Annotated in this window: 18 protein-coding genes and 1 pseudogene; 12 read left to right on the plus strand and 7 right to left on the minus strand. The window is 69.3% G+C overall.

Annotation, left to right across the window (positions count from 1 at the left end; translation table 11 throughout):
* Positions 1–10: 10 nt before the first annotated feature.
* The 3 genes from PV679_RS14045 to PV679_RS14055 all read right to left on the minus strand — a co-directional run bounded on the left by PV679_RS14045 (position 11) and on the right by PV679_RS14055 (position 2705).
* The gene (locus tag PV679_RS14045; RefSeq protein WP_319680524.1) at positions 11–1207 is read right to left on the minus strand and encodes a methyltransferase domain-containing protein; all 1197 of its coding nucleotides are present in this window, start codon (positions 1205–1207) and stop codon (positions 11–13) included.
* 230 nt (positions 1208–1437) lie between these two features.
* A complete protein-coding gene (locus PV679_RS14050; RefSeq protein ID WP_319680525.1) occupies positions 1438–2016 on the minus strand; it encodes an HD domain-containing protein in 579 nt (192 codons plus the stop codon).
* Between the two features lie 17 nt (positions 2017–2033).
* Complete coding sequence (locus PV679_RS14055; RefSeq protein ID WP_319680526.1) at positions 2034–2705, minus strand: hypothetical protein; 672 nt, start codon at positions 2703–2705, stop codon at positions 2034–2036.
* 684 nt (positions 2706–3389) lie between these two features.
* Here PV679_RS14055 and PV679_RS14060 point away from each other — a divergent pair.
* The 6 genes and pseudogenes from PV679_RS14060 to PV679_RS36190 all read left to right on the plus strand — a co-directional run.
* Complete coding sequence (locus PV679_RS14060) at positions 3390–3791, plus strand: ATP-binding protein (RefSeq protein ID WP_319680548.1); 402 nt, start codon at positions 3390–3392, stop codon at positions 3789–3791.
* A 218-nt stretch (positions 3792–4009) separates the two neighbouring features.
* Positions 4010–4465: an NUDIX hydrolase gene (locus tag PV679_RS14065; protein ID WP_319680549.1), complete on the plus strand. Its 456-nt coding sequence runs from the start codon at positions 4010–4012 to the stop codon at positions 4463–4465.
* Between the two features lie 10 nt (positions 4466–4475).
* On the plus strand, positions 4476–5702 hold the full coding sequence (locus PV679_RS14070) for a hypothetical protein (RefSeq protein WP_319680527.1): 1227 nt from the start codon (positions 4476–4478) through the stop codon (positions 5700–5702).
* A 98-nt stretch (positions 5703–5800) separates the two neighbouring features.
* The gene (locus PV679_RS14075; protein WP_319680528.1) at positions 5801–7135 is read left to right on the plus strand and encodes a UDP-glucose/GDP-mannose dehydrogenase family protein; all 1335 of its coding nucleotides are present in this window, start codon (positions 5801–5803) and stop codon (positions 7133–7135) included.
* A 45-nt stretch (positions 7136–7180) separates the two neighbouring features.
* A complete protein-coding gene (locus PV679_RS14080) occupies positions 7181–7516 on the plus strand; it encodes a hypothetical protein (RefSeq protein WP_319680529.1) in 336 nt (111 codons plus the stop codon).
* A 134-nt stretch (positions 7517–7650) separates the two neighbouring features.
* Positions 7651–7908, plus strand: a pseudogene (locus PV679_RS36190) (NUDIX domain-containing protein); the annotation flags it as partial.
* Positions 7909–8093: 185 nt separating this feature from the next.
* Here PV679_RS36190 and PV679_RS14085 read toward each other — a convergent pair.
* The 3 genes from PV679_RS14085 to ilvA form a co-directional block, all read right to left on the minus strand.
* Positions 8094–8942: an ABC transporter permease gene (locus tag PV679_RS14085; protein ID WP_319680530.1), complete on the minus strand. Its 849-nt coding sequence runs from the start codon at positions 8940–8942 to the stop codon at positions 8094–8096.
* Positions 8939–10003: an ATP-binding cassette domain-containing protein gene (locus tag PV679_RS14090; RefSeq protein WP_319680531.1), complete on the minus strand. Its 1065-nt coding sequence runs from the start codon at positions 10001–10003 to the stop codon at positions 8939–8941. The genes PV679_RS14085 and PV679_RS14090 overlap by 4 nt, the downstream gene beginning before the upstream one ends.
* A 256-nt stretch (positions 10004–10259) precedes the next feature.
* On the minus strand, positions 10260–11489 hold the full coding sequence (gene ilvA / locus PV679_RS14095; RefSeq protein WP_319680532.1) for a threonine ammonia-lyase: 1230 nt from the start codon (positions 11487–11489) through the stop codon (positions 10260–10262).
* 144 nt (positions 11490–11633) lie between these two features.
* Between ilvA and PV679_RS14100 the strand changes: the two genes are divergently transcribed.
* Genes PV679_RS14100 through PV679_RS14110 form a run of 3 tightly spaced genes read left to right on the plus strand, consistent with a single transcriptional unit; the run spans position 11634 to position 13004 of the window.
* Positions 11634–12242, plus strand: a complete 609-nt coding sequence (locus PV679_RS14100) for a MarR family winged helix-turn-helix transcriptional regulator (protein WP_416069716.1) — start codon at positions 11634–11636, stop codon at positions 12240–12242.
* Between the two features lie 31 nt (positions 12243–12273).
* Complete coding sequence (locus PV679_RS14105) at positions 12274–12756, plus strand: sigma factor-like helix-turn-helix DNA-binding protein (RefSeq protein ID WP_319680534.1); 483 nt, start codon at positions 12274–12276, stop codon at positions 12754–12756.
* Positions 12753–13004, plus strand: coding sequence for a hypothetical protein (locus PV679_RS14110; protein ID WP_319680535.1), 252 nt, complete (start codon positions 12753–12755; stop codon positions 13002–13004). The genes PV679_RS14105 and PV679_RS14110 overlap by 4 nt, the downstream gene beginning before the upstream one ends.
* A gap of 30 nt (positions 13005–13034) precedes the next feature.
* On the opposite strand, the gene PV679_RS14115 is transcribed toward PV679_RS14110, so the two are convergent.
* Complete coding sequence (locus PV679_RS14115; protein WP_319680536.1) at positions 13035–14192, minus strand: cystathionine gamma-synthase; 1158 nt, start codon at positions 14190–14192, stop codon at positions 13035–13037.
* 88 nt (positions 14193–14280) lie between these two features.
* On the opposite strand from PV679_RS14115, the gene PV679_RS14120 reads away from it, so the two are divergent.
* The 3 genes from PV679_RS14120 (at position 14281) to PV679_RS14130 (ending at position 18160) form a co-directional block, all read left to right on the plus strand.
* Complete coding sequence (locus PV679_RS14120) at positions 14281–15375, plus strand: hypothetical protein (protein ID WP_319680537.1); 1095 nt, start codon at positions 14281–14283, stop codon at positions 15373–15375.
* 98 nt (positions 15376–15473) lie between these two features.
* Positions 15474–17084 (plus strand): M48 family metallopeptidase, encoded by a 1611-nt coding sequence (locus PV679_RS14125; protein WP_319680538.1) that lies wholly within the window; start codon positions 15474–15476, stop codon positions 17082–17084.
* A 14-nt stretch (positions 17085–17098) separates the two neighbouring features.
* Entirely contained in the window at positions 17099–18160 is a 1062-nt protein-coding gene (locus PV679_RS14130; protein ID WP_319680539.1) for a hypothetical protein, read from the plus strand.
* Positions 18161–18369: the final 209 nt, after the last annotated feature.

The following is an 18369-nucleotide window of genomic DNA, read 5'->3' on the forward strand; positions in this document are numbered from 1 at the left end:
GTCACTTCGCTCAGACCAGGTCGGTGAGCCACGTTCGAGTGGGCCTGCTGCCGTCGGGGAGGTACCACACGAACGCCATACCATCCGCCTCGCGTACGTACCCAAACCGGTCCTGCGAGGGGCGGCCGGCATCGTTCCACCACTCCCATGCGGCCTCCACCTCTGACCAGAGGTCCTTACCGCCGTACGAGACGAGCCCGGTTTCACCACCTGTGAGCGGTACGCGCGCCCAGTCGCCATCCCGCTGGAGCTGGAGAGACATGGCGTCCCCGGCGCCGTCAGAGTAATAGACGATTTCGGCGTTCTGAATACGGAAAGCAAGCAATAGACGGAATGGGTAGTTTGCGCGTACGTCAGCCGCCGTGACGGAAGTTGGGCGGGTGTCCTTTTCGGGTGCGGCCTGTGCGCGCCGCCGGCGCTGGTAGGTTCGCGCGTCCGCGCGTGCGGCCATGAAACGGCCGGCGGTGCCGGTGAACCGGCCAATGGCGTCGCCATCTTCGTTGACGGCCAGGCGGACGAGTCCGCCCTCAATGCCCAGGGAAACATCAGCGACGATGATGCCTCCCGGACGTGTCTGCTCGGCCCAAGCGCCTGGGATGCTCGGTACGGAGCAGGTAGCAATGATCCGGTCGAACTGGTCCCCGGTGGGATACCTGCTTTGTCCGTCGGCCCGCACGAGCGTCGGGGCGTATCCGATTGACGACAGACGGCTCTGTGCGGTCTCGACGAGTGCGGGATCGATGTCGGCTGAGTACACAAGGTGCTCACCGAGACGAGCGCACAACAATGCCGCGTTGTAACCGGTCCCCGTACCGATTTCGAGCACTCGATGCCCGTCCTCGACACTGAGGTCTTCCAGCATTCCGGCCATGAGGCTCGGCAATGTACTCGATGACGTCGCTACGCCGGTCCACGCGGTCTCGTCGACCTGCTGAGCCGTATCAGGGTCCAAGGCGGTGACGAGAGTCGCGTCACGGTAGATCCGGGCGAGTGAACTCTCCCCGACTGCATGGGTCATGCGCCATACAGCGATGCCGCGCCCGTTGGTCTCCCGTTCGTACCAGCGGGGGACGAGCACGTGCCGGGGAACGGCGGCAAAGGCGGCTCCCCACTGACGCGAGGTGATAGCGCCGGCTTCTTCGAGTTCGGCGACGAGTGCCGCCATATATGGCTGAGCGGCTTCAACTGGCACGGCGGCGTCGGTCACGCGGGTACTCCTTGCAACTCGTCAGCGATGGCTTCGGCGACAGGCAGGCCGGTGGCGTGCTGTATCCAGTCCCATTGCCCGCACGGGTTGACTTCCAAGAACGTCCACTCGCCCGACGGCGAGACAACGAAGTCCAGGGCCCACGAGGTCACTTCGCTCAGAAGGGCAACCGCCCCGCCCCTCAGCGGTAGAGGGGCGGGGCTGTTTCGTGCGTTGCGCCGTCCTGGGGCTCAGCGGAGGTAGGTCTGCTGCCACTCCACCGAATTCATGTTCAAAGCGGCCTCGGCAAGCGCCTGGGCCGAGGCGGTCTTGAGCTTTTCAAGGCTGCTGTCGATCCACCCCTGAACGTTCGCACAGCCCTGCTCGCGGTATTCAACCGCCTGGATGAGGCATTCCAGCTTGTCCGCGTCGTGCGCACAGATGACTTCCAGGGAGTCGCCCGTCTCGTATTCCTCGACGATCTGCTGAGCGCCCGCGCGCACCGCCGGATGGGCCGCCGACACCTGGTCCGCGGTGACCTTCTCATTCGATGCCGCATCGAGGTAGCGGCGGCCGATATGCGGGATGTCGCTGACGCGAGTCTCCTGCGTGTCGTGCCAGAGACCGAGCAGCGCCGTCTTCGCCGGGTCGGCGCCTTCCATCATGGCGAGGACGGAACCGATGAGGCCGACACGGAAGGAGTGCTCGGCGATGGTCTCCGGGTCCTTGACGCCAGCGATCCACCACCCGGACCGCTTGGCCCGCTTCAGCATCCCCATCTCGAACAGAAATCCTGCGGTGCCGTTCGTCTGCTCCACGTCTTCCGCCATATCGTGCGCCTCCATTGTCACGTGCGATTTTCGCCTAGAACGTAGTGCACGGCGCTGAGTTCCCGCTGTGATCGCGAGGAGATCCGGCTGTCCCCGAGGAGCTGCTCTGTTCGCTTGGCAAGCCTTGCAGCCAGGTCCGGCAATGCCAGCGGTAGCCACCTGTGGGCCGTGAGCAGAGCCCATAGGGAGTGAACGTAGAGCTCGACGTATCCGGGTGCTTGATGAAGCCCGTTCACCAGCGAGCGCATGAGCGCCACTGGCTCCCACCCTGATAGGTCGCGGTCGCGCATGAAGCCATCGTTCGCCTGCGGCTCGGCCAACGCCCCAAGCCAATAAGCCCAGTAGTTGAGGTTGGCGGCTTCTGCGGCGTCATCGTCGACCGTGGACCGCTCGATGAAGTCGAGCAGAGGCTGAGGGTCGCCAAGGCGGGCCAGCGCCGTTGCGGTGGAGCGTGCCTCTGCCCAGCGCGGCGTCCAGCCTCGGGCCGCAAGGACACCGCGTCGATCGTGAAGCGCCTCGGCTGTCCGTGTCGACGCCTGCGGGTTCTGGTCGTACGAGGTGAGGTAGAGCGCCTGGCGGTGAAGCAGGACGCCGCCCTCTCCCGAGTGGCCGGCCGACTCCGCGGCCTCCCAGAGATGGGTGAAGAAAACGCCGCGCTCTTGCGTCCCGAGGAGCGGGGCGGCTGCCACCGGTCCTCGGCGGGGCGGAGCCGGTCGATGGGCCAAGGCGGGCGGGTCGTGCCGTTCACGGCCCAGGCGATCATGTGCGCGGTGTCGCGCGTGTGCACCCACTCGGCAAGAGGGTGGGCTCGCATCGGGATGGAGTGGCCGCCTAACGCCGTGCCGATGATGCGGTCTGCGTCCATCGCAGGGTCGAGAAGTCTCAGGACAGACGGATCTGCACCAAGCGCAGCTAAGCGACGGCGTAGGTCCAAGAGCACTCCGGCCTTCATGTTGGCAAGTGGCCGGCGCCCGGACTCCCACCCTTGCACCGTGGCGAGATCCGCCTCCAGCACTTCCGCCATCCCGGCCTGCGTGCGCGGAATGCTCTCGCGGGCAAGGCGCAACACGAACCCGGCGATGGCTCCCGTAGGAGCACTTCGCCGCGCTGGCGCCCTATCGGTCATGAGACTCCCCCGGTGCACTCATCTGTCTAACACGTACTCGCAGTCAGTCCTCCTGCACCTGGAGCAACCTTACGGTCAATTCGACGGAATCAACCAGGGACCCTTACAGCCCGATGGTTGAAGCCGCCGCCGAGCAGGGCCACAGTCCCGGGGCTCCCCCCGCCCGGCGGCTTGAAGGAGACCACCCGGCCCCGCCTCCCCCGTCAGGGCCGGGTGGCCCACCATCTCGGAGGAAGACCCCGTGATCATGACTGCGATGAGACCAGCCGCGATCGACACGCCCGACTACAGCGAGACGCTGCCCTGCAAGGCGGGGTCGGCGCATCGTGCGCGCTTGTTGGTCGACGCGGCAGTGAACGTTTGGAGGCTTGGTGGCCTCGCCGACGATGCGAAGCTGATCCGGTGTCACCTGATCCGCCTGACCATCACGCGTCCCGCCGCGCAGCTCGTACGGGTCGCTGTCACCGACAAGAACCGCAGGGCGCCCGTCCCCACTGAGCCGAAGGAGGACGGCCGCGGCCTCATCCTGGTGGAAGCCGTCGCCCATCGATGGGACACGGACGTGCATCGCTGGGGCAAGACGGTCTGGGCCGAGCTGATCGAGGAGCAAGGCCAGGACGCCGACGCGGCGGAAGCAGGGGGTGTGTGATGGCCCGGCACGCGAAGCGCAGACGCTTCACGGTTCTGTCAGGCGGCTACCACCCGGAGCCCGTTCCGGATCTCCGAGTACCCTGCGCCGCCCTCGACGGCCACCGGCCCCCGGACCTCGCGTCAGCGGCAAAGCTCCGAACCGACGACGTCACCCTTCGCTACTTACCCACCGAGGCGACATCGTGACAACCAACCCCGCGACGGAGAACCACGACTATTTCAAGAACCCGCCGCTCCGGAGCACTCGCTCTGATCGAGCGGAGTGAGGAGTTCGTCATCATTCAGCGCTCGTACTGGCAAGAGGTCTCTCGATGGGGCCTGCCCGGCGGTTCGGCGCAGCCGAACGAGCTACCGAGGCGGGCCCTAAGCCGTCTATTGGCCGAGAAGCTGGGCCTGCGCGTCACGACGGGCGCGCTCCTCGCTGTCGACCACTCCCCGGAATGGCCCGGCAAGTTCCACGAGGGCGTCAACTACATCTACCACGTAAGGGCCCCGGACTCCGCGGAGATCCAGGTGTCCGAGGCCGGCGGCTACACCGAGGCTCGATGGCTGACGCTCGACAAGATCGCCGAGCTGGCGATCGATCACGAACTTCTGCGAATCCAGCAGTGCATCGAGGCACTGCGCAGCGGCTCCGCGAAGGAGCTTCTGGTGGGCATCCCCATGATCTGAGGAGGAACCAGTGTTCCTGCCCTATCCCGTCATCGAGCAGTTATCTCCGCAGCAAGTAACCACCTGGGAGGAGCACTTCGCCGGGAACGGCCACGAGCGCCCCCGCTCGATCGAGGAAGGCATCTGGCGGCGCACGCAGGACCCCACCAACGCCGAACAGTCCGGCTGGAGCGAAGACAGCGGCGGACGCCGCCGGGTCGTCCACTATCGCTATCGGTACGACCTGGACTACACCCACCCCGTCCCCCGCCTGGTTCTCGCCGAGTTGTACCTCTTCGTCTCGCACCTCGCCCCGGCGAACGAGATCGACGCGTACGCCAAGGGCGTCAACGCCTGGCTGGCCGAGGGACGTTGGCGTGAGAAGCAGGACGAGTGGCACCGCGGCGACCTCGTGACCACCATGACGCAACACGACGTGCACCCCCAGGACGAGCGCGCCGACCGGGCCACCCCCCAGGGCTTCCGCTCCCTCGACGTGCAGATCACCTCCGAGGGCTTCCGGGCGCCCCGCGAGCTCCGGAACCTGCCCTGGGACGTGCTGGCTGGTGGGATGCGCGTCAAGGAGCAGCGTGGGAAACCCTCCTTCGCCGACGGCCTTTCCGGGCTGCTCGACTTCCTGCCGTTCCAGGTCGAGGTTGGGTGCGGCACGTCCATCGAGGCCGGCATCCCGCCCCTGCACTACCTGCACGAGGTCTACCGCGTGACGGCGCGCAAGGACAACAGCCTCACCCAGTCGCACGCATTTACGCTCAGCCCGCAGGCGGACACGCTCGTCCAGGAGATGCTTCTCGACGCCTCCGGCAAGGCTCACGAGCTGACCCGGATGTTCGCCGCGTGCTTCGTCGCGCAACCCACTCCCGCTCACGAGTCGCTGAAGGCGCTGCATGACGCCGGCCACTTGGTCGGCCCCGTGATCACCCACAACTTCGACACGCTCTCCGCTCGGGCCGGCCTGGAGGAGGTCTTTGTCCGCCGCTACGACCAGAAGATCCCGCCCGTTCCCCTGCTCGACGAAGCAAAGGCGCTGCTCGTCGTCGGACTCCACGCGGACCGGCGGGCCGTCGAGGCTCGGGCGCGCGAGAAGGGCATGAAGATCTTCTTCATCGACCCCGAGGGCCTCATGGAGAACGGCGTTTTCAAGGAGTACCCCATCGAGGGGGCAAGGGAGGGCGACGTCGTCGTCCGGCAAGAGGCGATCCCCGCGCTGGCACGACTGTGCCAGCTGCTGAACGTGTGACCGCCAACGGCGCCCTCCCAAGGAGCCGTTCGGGGCGCGATAGCGTCGTGGGGCGCACGGCAGAGGTGCGTCCCACGAACCCCTAGGACAGGACAGCAATGCGCGTTTCGGTGATTGGCTGCGGCCACCTCGGCGCTCCGCACGCCGCCGCGATGGCGGAGCTCGGACACGAAGTTATCGGCGTCGAACTCAATCCGGACACCCGCCGGATTCTGGAAAGTGGCCGCGGCCCCTTCTACGAGGAGGGCCTTGACGACCTGCTGGCCAAGCACGTGCCCACCGGACGACTGAGGTTCACTGACGACCTGGCAGAGGTTGCCGAGTGGGCCGATCTGCACTTCATCGCGGTGGGAACACCGCTGCGAGAGGACGGCCGCGGCTACGACGTTGATCAGGTCGTCGGCGCGGTCGGCTCCCTCGCCCCGCTGCTGAGGAGGCCCTGCACGATCATCGGAAAGTCCACGGTGACGGTCGGCACCGTCGCCCGGCTCCAGGAGATTGTGACCAGCGAGGCGGCGGGCGGCGTCGACCTCGTATGGAACCCCGAGTTCCTCCGGGAGGGGCATGCGGTCGAGGACACCCTCTTCCCCGATCGGATCGTGGCCGGCCTCACCTCGAACGAAGCTCGGAAGGCCGTCGAAGAGGTCTACGCGCCGATTCTCGCCCGCGGTGGGGTGGAACTGATCGTCACCGACCCTCAGACCGCCGAGGTGCTGAAGTCCGCAGCCAACGCCTTCCTGTCCACCAAGATCTCGTTCATCAACGCCATGGCGGAGGTGTGCGAGATCAGCGGCGCGGATGTGAACACGGTCGCCTACGGGATCGGCATCGACAAGCGGATCGGGCACGCCGGGATGCGACCGGGCATCGGCTACGGCGGAGGATGCCTCCCCAAGGACGTCGCAGCCTTCACGCATCGCGTAGGCGAAATGGGCGCTGTGCACGCGGCCGGACTGCTGCAAGCCGTAGAGGCCGTGAATGACAGCCGCATGGACGCCGCCGAGAGCCTGGTCGAGCAGGCGCTCGGCGGGCCCGTGGCCGGTGCCGCCATCGCCGTTCTGGGGGCCTCTTTCAAGGCCGGCACAAGCGACGTCCGCAACTCGCCGGCCCTGCGCCTGGCGGGCCGGCTGCACGCCGCCGGGGCACGCGCGGTGATCTACGACCCCGAATCCAACGACGCCGCTCGCCGCCTCCGGCCCGACTACACCTACGCAGACGACGCGACGTCAGCCCTGGACGGGGCCGAGGTCGTGGTACTGGCAACGGAATGGCCGGCTTTCTCCAAGAACGCCAAACTCCCTGCCGCTGCCGCCGACGTCGTGCGCCGCAGGGTCCTTGTTGACGTGCGCAACGCCGTCGACTCGGATGCCTGGCTGGCTGCGGGTTGGGAGGTCTGGCAGCTCGGTCGGCCCGTACAACGGCCGAGGGCATAAACGAATCCCGGCAAGTCCGCCGGGCACACCCCCGAGGAGATTCACATGGAAGACCTATGGGCCCAGATCGCCGAGCTGCGCGGTCGTGACGAGCGCCGCAGTGGGGCCGAGGAGCCGGTCAAGGAGCTCCTGTTACTCACCAAGGTCTCGGAGGAGGCGAACGAGGCCGCGGAGATGTATCGGCGCCACAAGGGCTGGGGAACCGACGGCGCCGTCACGGCAACGCTGCCGATGGTCCAAGACGAGGTGTGCGCCGCGATCATGGCCGGGATGGTCTTCCTCGACAGGATTTCGCGCGGGACCACGGCCGACGTGTGGGCGCGGTACCTGGAGTACGGCTACCTCCGCGCGAAGAGGGAAAACGCCCTCACGGAGTCGTAGAACACGACGATTTCGCCGGTCGAACGGCGAGCAGCCCTGAGACGCGGCGGCCCCGCCACCACGGTAGGGCCGCCGTTGTCGTGCGCCAGAGAGGGAGCGCCATGGGTGAGGACCGCCCGAAGAAGCCCGGATGAGTGGCCGCCATCGCTAACAGCCGCGGGGAGATCCTTCTACAGTTCCGAGACGACAAGCCCGACATTTGCCGGCCTGGCTACTGGTCGCTGCCGGGCGGTGGGCAGAAAGCGGGCGAGTCCTGGACGGACACCGTACTCCGAGTGATCAAGGAGGAGACCGGCATCACCCCGGACCACGATTCGCGAAGCCGCGGTCGACTCGCTCGAATCGCTGACCACCCCGCCACGCGTATTCATCGGCACCTGGGGGGCCACGAGCGAGACCTGGTCCTCGGAGAGGGGCCGACCCTCCGCCTCTTTCCGCTGGGCCGACTGCCAGCGAACATGCCGCTCCACATCGGTCCTACGTGCACCAGCTCGCCGGGCTCTCCTAACACTTCCAGGTCACGGCACCAACGAAGAAGCCCCCGCCAAAGGCGGGAGCCCTTCGGAACGGCCCAGCCTCAGGCGGTCGCCGAGCGGTACTTGCGGACCGCCAGGGTCCGGAAGACCACGATGATCAGCACCGACCAGAGCAGCGAGGCCCACACCGGATGCTGCATCGGCCAGGCGTCGGACGACGAGACCCCTGGATTTCCGAACAGCACACGGCACGCCTGCACCGTGGCGCTGAATGGATTCCAGTCGGCGATATGCCGCAGCCACGGAGTCAGCTTGCTGCTGTCCACAAAGGCGTTCGAGATGAACGTCACGGGAAACAGCCAGATCAGCCCGCCCGAGGTGGCCGCTTCCGGCGTACGGACGGAGAGACCGATCAGCGCTCCGATCCAGGAGAAGGCATAACCGAGCAGAAGCAGCAGCCCGAACGCTCCCAGCGCCTTCGGCACTCCCTCGTGAATACGCCAGCCGACGATCACGGCCACCACCGCCAGCACCACGACGGTGAGCGCCGTCTGCACGAGATCGGCGATCGTCCGGCCGGTGAGGACCGCGCCGCGCGCCATGGGCAGCGAGCGGAACCGGTCGATGAGGCCCTTGTGCATGTCGTCGGCGATACCGGCGCCCGCGCCCGCCGTGGCGAAGGTGACGGTCTGGGCGAAGATGCCGGCCATCAGGAAATTGCGGTAGACGGTCGGGTCCGTGGTGCCGCCGACCTGCAGGGAGCCGCCGAAGACATAGCTGAACAGCACCACGAACATGATCGGCTGGATCAGCCCGAACAGGAGCACTTCGGGAATCCGGGTCATCCGGATGAGATTGCGCCGGGCGACGACGAGTGAATCGCTCACGGACTGGACGATTCCGCCGCGCGGTGCGGGAGCCGCGATCGGGCCGGTTTCGGTGGCGGTCACTGCCCGTCCTCCTTGGTGTTCGCTCCGGTCTTTCCGGCCCTGGCCGGCTTGCCTGTCCGCGTGCCCCGGCCGGAGCCCGCGGCTCCGGAGTCCGGTATGTCGTCCTCCGCCTGCGCGTCCTCGGCGGCATGGCCGGTCAGCGAGATGAACACGTCGTCGAGAGTGGGACGGCGCAGGCCGATGTCGTCGATCTCCACGCCCCTGGCGTCGAGATCCCTGATGACCTCGGCGAGCAGCTTGGCGCCGCCGGTGACGGGAACGGTCAGCTTGCGGGTGTGCTCGGCGATCGTCACCTCGCCGCCCTTGCCGAAACCGGCCAGTACCGCGCGGGCGGGCTCGATCTGGTCGCGTTCGTGGACGACGACCTCGACGCGCTCGCCGCCGGTCCTGGCCTTGAGCTGGTCGGCGGTGCCGCGCGCGATGACCCGGCCGTGGTCCACCACACAGATGTCATGGGCGAGGTGGTCGGCCTCCTCCAGATACTGCGTGGTGAGCAGCAGGGTCGTGCCTCCGGCCACCAGTTCCTGGATGATCCCCCAGAGCTGCTGGCGGTTGCGCGGGTCGAGCCCCGTCGTCGGCTCGTCCATGAACATCACCGGCGGAGAGACGACAAGCGCGGCGGCGAGGTCGAGCCTGCGCCGCATCCCGCCGGAGTAGGTCTTGGCCGTACGGTCCGCGGCGTCGGCGAGGTTGAAGCGCTCCAGCAGCTCGTCGGCGCGGGCCTTGGCGGCGCGGCCGCTCATCTGGTAGAGCTGCCCGACCATGCGGAGGTTCTCGCGGCCGGTCAGATATTCGTCGACCGCGGCGAACTGGCCGGAGAGACCGATGGAGCGGCGGACTTCATTGGGGTGCTTCAGAACATCGATACCCGCGACGAACGCTCGGCCGCTGTCGGGCTGGAGCAGTGTGGTCAGGACGCGCACGGCGGTGGTCTTGCCGGCCCCGTTGGGGCCGAGGAGCCCGAGGACCGTGCCTTCGGGGACATCGAGATCGACGCCGTCCAGAGCCCTTACATCGCCGAAGGTCTTCACCAGACCTTCGGCATAGATGGCGCCTGGCATGTGGGTTCTCCCGGAGTGACGGTTGATGTCGGTGCGCCGTGTGCGCAGCGACAGGACGTCTGGCCCTCCCCCGCCGAGGCAGACGCGAAAGCCCGGTCACGGCAGGCCAGGACCGGAACACTAACGCGATACATCGCGACTCTCAAGCGATGGGGAAACCTCGGTGGAAAGAGGTGGAGGCCGTTCCGGAACGAGCCGCGACGGACGGAAAGAGACGGCGCAAAAGGACGGCGCAAAAGGACAGCGCCGCGCCTTGTCAGCCGAGTATGGCGTAACCCGCCGCCCGCAGCGCGGCCTCCACATCCGCGCAGTGCGCCGGGCCCTTCGTCTCCAGATGCACTTCCACGTCCGCCTCCGTCAGCCCGAGCCGCGGATCGGTCCGCACATGGCTCACATCGAGCACATTGGCATCCGCCACTGACAACACGCCGAGCAGCGTCGCGAGCGCGCCGGGCCGGTCCGTCACACGCAGCCGCAGACTCAGATACCGTCCGGCCGCCGCCATGCCGTGCCGCAGGATCCGCTGCATCAGCAGCGGATCCACATTGCCGCCGGAGAGCACCGCGACCACCGGACCGCGGAAGGCGCCGGGATCGCTCAGCAGCGCGGCCACCGGACTCGCCCCGGCCGGCTCCACCACCAGCTTCGCGCGCTCCAGACAGAGCAGCAGCGCGCTGGACAGCTCGTCCTCGGAGACCGTGCGCACCTCGTCGACCAGTTCCCGGATGAGCTGAAACGTCACATCACCGGGACGGCCCACCTTGATCCCGTCCGCCATCGTCTGCGGAGAGTCGATCACCATCGGCCGGCCCGCCCGGAGCGAGGGCGGATACGCGGCCGCGCCCTCCGCCTGCACTCCGACCACCCTGACCTCCGGACGCACCGCCTTCACCGCCACCGCGATCCCCGCCGCCAGCCCGCCGCCGCCCAGGCCGACGACGATCGTCCGTACCTCCGGGCACTGCTCCAGGATCTCCAGGCCGACCGTGCCCTGGCCGGCGATGATGTCCGGATGGTCGAAGGGATGGATGAACACCGCGCCCGTGTCCCGCGCGTACTCCCGCGCGGCGGCCATGGTCTCGTCCACCACCTGTCCGTGCAGCCGCACCTCGGCCCCGTAGTCACGCGTCGCCGCGACCTTCGGCAGCGGCGCGCCGACCGGCATGAACACCGTCGACCGGACACCGAGCAGCGTCGAGGCGAGCGCGACACCCTGCGCGTGGTTGCCCGCGCTGGCCGCGACGACTCCCGCCGCGCGCTCCTCCGGTGACAGCCCGGCGATCCGTACGTACGCGCCGCGCAGCTTGAACGAGCCGGTCCGCTGGAGGTTCTCGCACTTGAGCAGGACCGGCGAGCCGACGAGCCGCGTCAGATATCTGCTTCCCTCCATGGCGGTCATCCTGGCCACACCGGAGAGCATCTTCTGGGCCCCTCGGACGTCGTCGAGGATCAGTGGACGCGAGGGGCTGGGCCTACCGAAGCTCATGCCGGTCAGTCTCGCAGCTCAGCGCCGGGACGGCCTTCGATGTCCAACCCATGGCCACTGGTTTGGCCAGCGCCGGTACGGGCCGGGTCCCGGCCGCGTACTCTGTCCTGCACCAACCGACCACCGCACGAGAGAGCCCCAGCCATGCCCCCCATTCAGGACATGACTTCCGCTGCGTCGGCCTCCGAGGACACGGCTTCCGGTTCCTCCGGCGGCGCCCGTCTCCTCGATGCCCTCCAGCACCAGGTGGCCGTCTTCGCGCGGCGGGCCGAGCAGACCCGGCTCGGCGGTGTGGGCCAAGTCCGCAACTCGATGGACCGCGCCGCCTATCTGCTGCTCAACCGCCTCGACCAGCAGGGCCCGATGGGCGTCAAGGCCCTGGCCGCCGGAATGGGCATCGACTCCTCGACCGTCACCCGGCAGGTCGCGCCGCTCGTCGACTCCGGCCTGGTCAAGCGCGCCTCGCATCCGGAGGACGGCCGCGCGGTCGTCCTCCAGCTCTCGGCGCGCGGGGTCGCCCGGCTCGAAGAGGTCCGTTCGTCGCGGCGCGAGCTGATGGCACAGGTCACGGACGGCTGGACGGAGGAGGAGCGGGTCTCCTTCACCACGCTGCTCACCCGCTTCAACTCGGCGCTCTCGGCACGGCAGTCCGGGCTGCCGTCCACGGACGGCGGCGCGGACGAGCCGGACCGGGCGGACGGCGCCGGAAACACGGACACGTCAGGTGGCGCGGGGACGCCGACGCCCTCTTGACCCTGGCCCCTGACTGTCCTCATATGAGGTCGTGCGACAGCGGCAGGCGGTCACGGATCGCCGGCGTGCCCAGGAGTTCGAGGCCTTCGTAGCGGGCGCCGCCGGCCGGCTTCTGCATGCGGCCGCGCTGCTGACGGGCGAGCAGCGGGAGGCCACTCCGCGCGCGCAGCGCCTGCTGACCGCCGCGCTGGCGCGTACCTACGCGGACTGGGACCGGCTTCGCGCCGGTGATCCCTACGACTCCACCCGCCAGGAGCTGGCCCTGCGCTTCGCGCGCGGGGCCTGGCTGAGCCGCCGCGGCCCCTCACCGGACGGCGTCCTGGCCGGGCTCGCTCCGCAGGAGCGCGTCGTCCTGGTGTTACGGCTGTACGAAGGTGTGGCCGAGGAGCAGATAGCGGCCCTGATCGGCGTGCCGGTGGAACGCGTCCGCGCGGTCTACGCGCGTGCGGTCGCGACGGTCCGTGACAACACCGCGGCGGACCGGTCCGGAGCGTCCGAGGAGCACCGGCCATGAACGGCGGCGAACGCAGAGAGGCCGCGGTGCGGCGGATGCTGGAGGCGCCGCGTCCCGCCGTGCCGGCCGACCTCGCGCGACGCGCCACCGCACGCGGGACACGGCTGCTGCACCGCCGCCGGGTCGCGCGGCGCCTGTGGTGGTTTCTGCTGTTCGCCGCCGTGACGGCGTTCGCCGTCTGGGCGTCGGTCGCCCAGCCGTGGTCCGCTCCGCCGGCCGAGACGACGCCACCGCTGGAGGGCTGGTAGCGCCGCGCCGGCCGGCGCCGGCCGGGCGGATCAGCCCAGCGCCTGCTTCAGATCGGCCAGCAGGTCGTCGCAGGACTCGATCCCGACCGACAGCCTGACCAGGTCGGACGGCACCTCCAGCGCCGAGCCCGCCGCCGAGGCGTGCGTCATCCGGCCCGGATGCTCGATCAGGGACTCGACACCGCCCAGCGACTCACCCAGCGTGAACAGCTTCGCGCGGTCGCAGACCGCGACGGCCGCCTCCTCGCCGTCCACGACCTGGAAGGAGACCATCCCGCCGAACGCCTTCATCTGCTTGGCGGCGACCTCGTGGCCCGGATGCCCGGGCAGTCCCGGATAGAGGACCTTGGAGACCCGCGGATGCTTGGTGAGCATCTCCGCGATCCGCGTGGCGTTCTCACTGTGCCGGTCCATCCGGACCGCGAGCGTCTTGACGCCGCGCAGCACCAGCCACGCGTCGAACGGCCCGGCGACCGCGCCCATCGCGTTCTGGTGGTAGGCGAGTTCGTCGCCCAGCTCGGCGTCGTCGACGATCAGCGCGCCTCCGACGACGTCCGAGTGCCCGCCCATGTACTTCGTCGTGGAGTGGACGACGACATCCGCGCCGAGCGCCAGCGGCTGCTGGAGATAGGGGCTGGCGAAGGTGTTGTCGACGACGAGCCTCGCACCGGCCTGGCGCGCGATGCCGGCGAGACCCGCGATGTCGGTGATGTTGAGCAGCGGGTTCGACGGCGTCTCCACCCAGATCGCCTTGGTGCGCGGGGTCAGCGCGGCCCGCACCGACGCCGGATCCGAGGTGTCCGCGACGGAGAACTCCACACCCCAGCGCGAGACGACCTTCGCGAAGAGCCGGAAGGTGCCGCCGTAGGCGTCGTCCGGGATGACGACATGGTCACCGGGCGCGAGCAGCGTACGCAGCAGGCAGTCCTCGGCGGCGAGGCCCGACGCGAAGGCGAGACCGCGCCGGCCGCCCTCCAGGGCCGCCAGATTCTCCTCCAGCGCGGTACGGGTCGGGTTGGCGCTGCGGCTGTACTCGTAACCGCCGCGCAGTCCGCCCACGCCGTCCTGCTTGTACGTGGAGACCTGATAGATCGGAGGGACGACCGCGCCGGTGAGGGGATCCGCGGTGTTGCCCGCGTGGATGGCGAGAGTCTCGAAGCGCTGATCGCTGGGGTGCTGGTGGCTCATGAGGTCCGAGCGTAGCGCCGGACGGGCACCGGCCGCCGCGACCGGCCCGGGCGGGACCGGGCACTTCCGCGTCCGGGACAATGGGGCCATGGAGATTCTCTGGATCCTGATCGTGATCGGCCTGCTGGCCGCGGTCGTCGTCACGCGCCGCCGCGGCGGCATCCGCCAGGTCGCGCCCGGCTCACCCGACGCCGCCGACCCGGCGGCGTACGGCTTCGTACGGCAGGAGGAACTGGACATCCGCCTGCCCGGCCCGGACCAGGACCTCCTCGACGTACTCAACGTCGTCCAGGCCACCCAGGACTGGCGGGCCGCCGCCCAGCTCCTCGCCGGCACCGGCAAGGAAGGCGAGGTGCGCTGGCAGCGCGTGCAGGCCTTCGCCGGAGCGGCGTCGCTGGAGCTCCAGCAGCGGCCCGGCGTCGGCGGCGGCTGGCTGCGGACCTGGCGCTCGGAGTCGCCGAAGGACGCCGGCGGAGCGGCCGTGCACGCGGAGTTCCTCGTCCAGCAGGCGTGGCGGTCCTCCTCCGCCGGGACGGACGACTTCCGGATCATCCTGGAGGAGGCCCGTACGGTCTGCGGCGAGGCGGCCCTGCTGGCGCCCGGCGACCCGGTCCCGTACATCATCGAGCTGGCCGTGGCCCGCGGGCTCGGCTATCCGCCGGAGAAGTTCGACCAGCTCTGGGCGAAGGTGATCGACCGCGCGCCCGCGCACATGGGAGCGCATCTCGCCGCGCTGCACTACTGGTGCGAGAAGTGGCACGGCTCCCGGGACGAGGCCGACCACTTCGCGACGACAGCCGCCGCGCGGGCCCCGCACGGCTCACTCCTCGCGGCGCTGCCGCTCTTCGCGGTCTACGAACATCTGCCCGAGGTCAACCTGGTGCGCGGCTTCTACCAGAGCGCCGTGGTCACCAAGGCGGTGGAAGGCGCGCTCCACGCCGTCCACACCGCACGCCAGGACGACCCGATGCTCTCTCACGTACGGCATCTGCTGATCCTCTTCCTCGTACGCTCCGAACGCTGGACGGAGGCGATGAACCAGCTCCTGCGGGTCGACGGCCATGTCGGGACACTGCCCTGGACCCTCAACGGCGACCCGGCGGCGGAGTACACGGTGTACCGGGCCCTGGCGGTCGCGGGCTACGAGGCCAACGGCGGCACACCGGCGAACCTGCCGTACTGAACGGAACGGCCATTGCCCCGCTGACCTGCGATAGGGCATACTCCCCTTCCCCCCACTGCCATATGGCCATGTCCATTTCCCGTGGGGGGAACTGCCCGATGGGCGCAACTCTGCGCGCGCTGCGCGCTCTCGTCCTGCTGACCGGCTTCTATCTGCTCGGTCTCGTCATGCTCGGCGTCCTCGCCGGCATCGACTGGGCCGCGACGCTCTGGACCCCGGGAAGCGTCTACGTCAAGCTCTACGTCGTCTCCGTCGTGCTGGCCATTCCCATCGTGCGCGGGATGTTCCTGCTGCGCGGACCGAAGGACGACGGGCCGCCCGGCCTGCCCGTCACCGACGCGCGGGAACCGCGGCTGTGGCAGACCGTACGCGCCCTCGCCGAGCAGGTCGGCACCCGCGCGCCCGACGAGATCGTCCTGATCGGCGACACGAACGCGGCGGTCAGCGAGGACGCCCGCCTCATGGGCCTGCTCGGTGGCAGGCGCCGCCTCTATCTGGGCCTGCCACTGATGGCCGGCCTGACGGAGTCGCAGCTCAGGGCCGTACTCGCCCATGAACTCGGCCACTACAGCAACGCCGACACCCGCCTGTCCGCCATCACCGTCCGCGGCCGGATCCAGGTGCTGCGCACCATCGCCCACTTCGAGGAGAAGGCCGGCAGGACCGCGGCCAAGGAGCAGGCCAGGCAGGAGAAGAAAGCGGCGAAGGCCCTCGCCAAGGGCAAGTCGGCCAAGGAGATCGACACCACCGGCGCCGGAATCACCTACCGCGTGATGGCCGCGATCTACACGGCGTACGCCAAGCTCTACATCCGCGCCACCGAATCCGGCTCACGCCGCCAGGAACTGGCAGCCGACCGCGCGGCCGCGCGGATCGCCGGCCGTGACGCGACGGCCTCCGCGCTGCGCGAGATCCCGGTCCTCGACGCCGCACACGGCTTCTACATGAACTCCTACGCCACCCTCGGCGTCGGCGCCGGACTCCTGCCGCCACCGGGCGAGGTCTTCGGCGGCATCAGGCACCTCCTCACGGCGCGCCACCAGGAACTGGACGAGATGCGGCGCGACCTGCCGACCGAGAACACCTCTCCGTACGACTCGCATCCGCCGATCGCCGAGCGAGTGGCCCGGATCGAGGCACTTCCCGACGACGGCCGCGCCTTCGAACCGACAGGGCCCTCACTCGCTCTGCTCGACTCTCCCGAACAGACCCTCGCCGCCCTCGAACCGGCCGTCCTCACCGCCGACGCCCTGGGAATGCGCCGCCTGGACTGGCCCGAACTCGTCCACGAGTCCATGGCCACCTACACCGAGCGGTCGGCCGAACCGCTGCGCCGGGCCACGGCCGAGATCACCGGTGATCCGTCGCTCTCCGCACTGCTGAACGCCATCGACGCCGGCGCGCTCTGGCAGCTCGCCGACCTGCTGCCCAAGTCCGGCGAGGCCACGTCCGCGACCGGCCGGGCGGCCCGCGAATTCGCCCGTCCCGCGCTGCGCCGCGGCCTGTCTCAACTGGTCAGCACCGAGCTCGTACGCCAAGGCCGCGCGCGCTGGGAACTCTCCTGGTCGGATCCCGCGTCCCTGCGACTACCGCAGGGATACGACAAGGCCCTGCCCGCGGCGCTGGACGCCGCGGTCGCGGACCGTCCCGACACCGAGCCACTGCGCAAGCTACTGCCCCTCGGCGCAGCGTCCGGCGCACAACACTGACTGGTGGGAAGCCCATGGCCCGACTCATCCCGCTGATCGTCGCAGCGATCGGCGTCTACCTCTGGCTCAAGAGCCGCCGCAGCGCGGCCTCGGTCGTCACCGCGGGGCCTCCGGCTCTCTCCGACCACGCCGTCAGACTCGGGTTCCTGCCCGCCGAGCGGCTCGACACCGACCACGCCGCGCCTCCCGCGCCCGGACTGGAGCGCGCTCTCGCCGGAGCCCGGGACGGCGACTGGGCGCAGGCCGCCGATCTGCTCGCCGAGGCCGGCCAGGACTGGGAGCGGCGCTCGATGTACGCGTACTCCCTCGGCGACGCCGCGGCGAAGGAGGACGGCTGGCTCCTCGCCTGGGAAGACGCCCGGCCGGACGACCCGGACGCGGCCGTCGTACGGGCCCGCAGCACGGTGATCCTGGCCTGGAAGCTGCGCGGCGCCGCAGGCGCCAAGAACACCAGCGACGAACAGTTCGACGCCTTCCACCGCACACTGGCGCGCTCACGGGAGGACATCGCCCGGGCCGCCACGCTCAATCCGGAGGACCCGACCCCGTACATCACCGAGATGGCGACAGCGGCCGGCTTCGGCTATCCGCACGAGGAGATGCACCGGCTCTGGGCCGAGGCGTCCGCCCGCGCGCCGCTCCACTACGAGGCCCACTTCGTGGCGCTCCAGTACTGGTGCGCCAAATGGCGCGGATCCGACGAGCTGGCGCGCGCGTTCGCGGCCCGCGCGGCGGCGGACGCGCCGCCCGGCAGCCTGATGTCGGCGTTCCCGCTGATCGCGTGGTTCGAGGAACACCTCGACGAGACCGTGAAGAAGTCGGTGTACCGCGGCGCGGAGCTGACGGCACTGGTCAACGCGGCCCTGGTGGACGCCGCGGCGGCGCCGGAGGACCATCCGCGGCTGGCGGAGCTGCGCCATCTGCTCGCGTACTTCCTGTACAAGCAGGGCCGGTACGACGCGGCGCTGGAGCAGTTCCGGCTGGTGGACGGCTATGTGGACGCCCTGCCGTGGCGCTACTACCCGACGCGGCTCTATGTCACCACGCGCGAGGCTACGGTCCGCAAGGCGGGATGAGGCGCGCGCCAAGGATGCGGCGCCGAGAATGTGGCGCCGGGGCCGGTCGCGGCGGCCTCACCGGGGCTGTTCGGTGGAATGTCCGGTGCCGCTCGTACGTTGTGCAAGCAGGACCCCACAGCCGAGGAGACCTCTTAAACAAATTTCCGGCCCCCCGGACCAAGAGGAAATCCGATTGGCGTCTTTTGTCTGGAAAAAAAAACAAGAGC

Source organism: Streptomyces sp. AK02-01A (assembly GCF_033795305.1).
Lineage (GTDB): Bacteria > Actinomycetota > Actinomycetes > Streptomycetales > Streptomycetaceae > Streptomyces.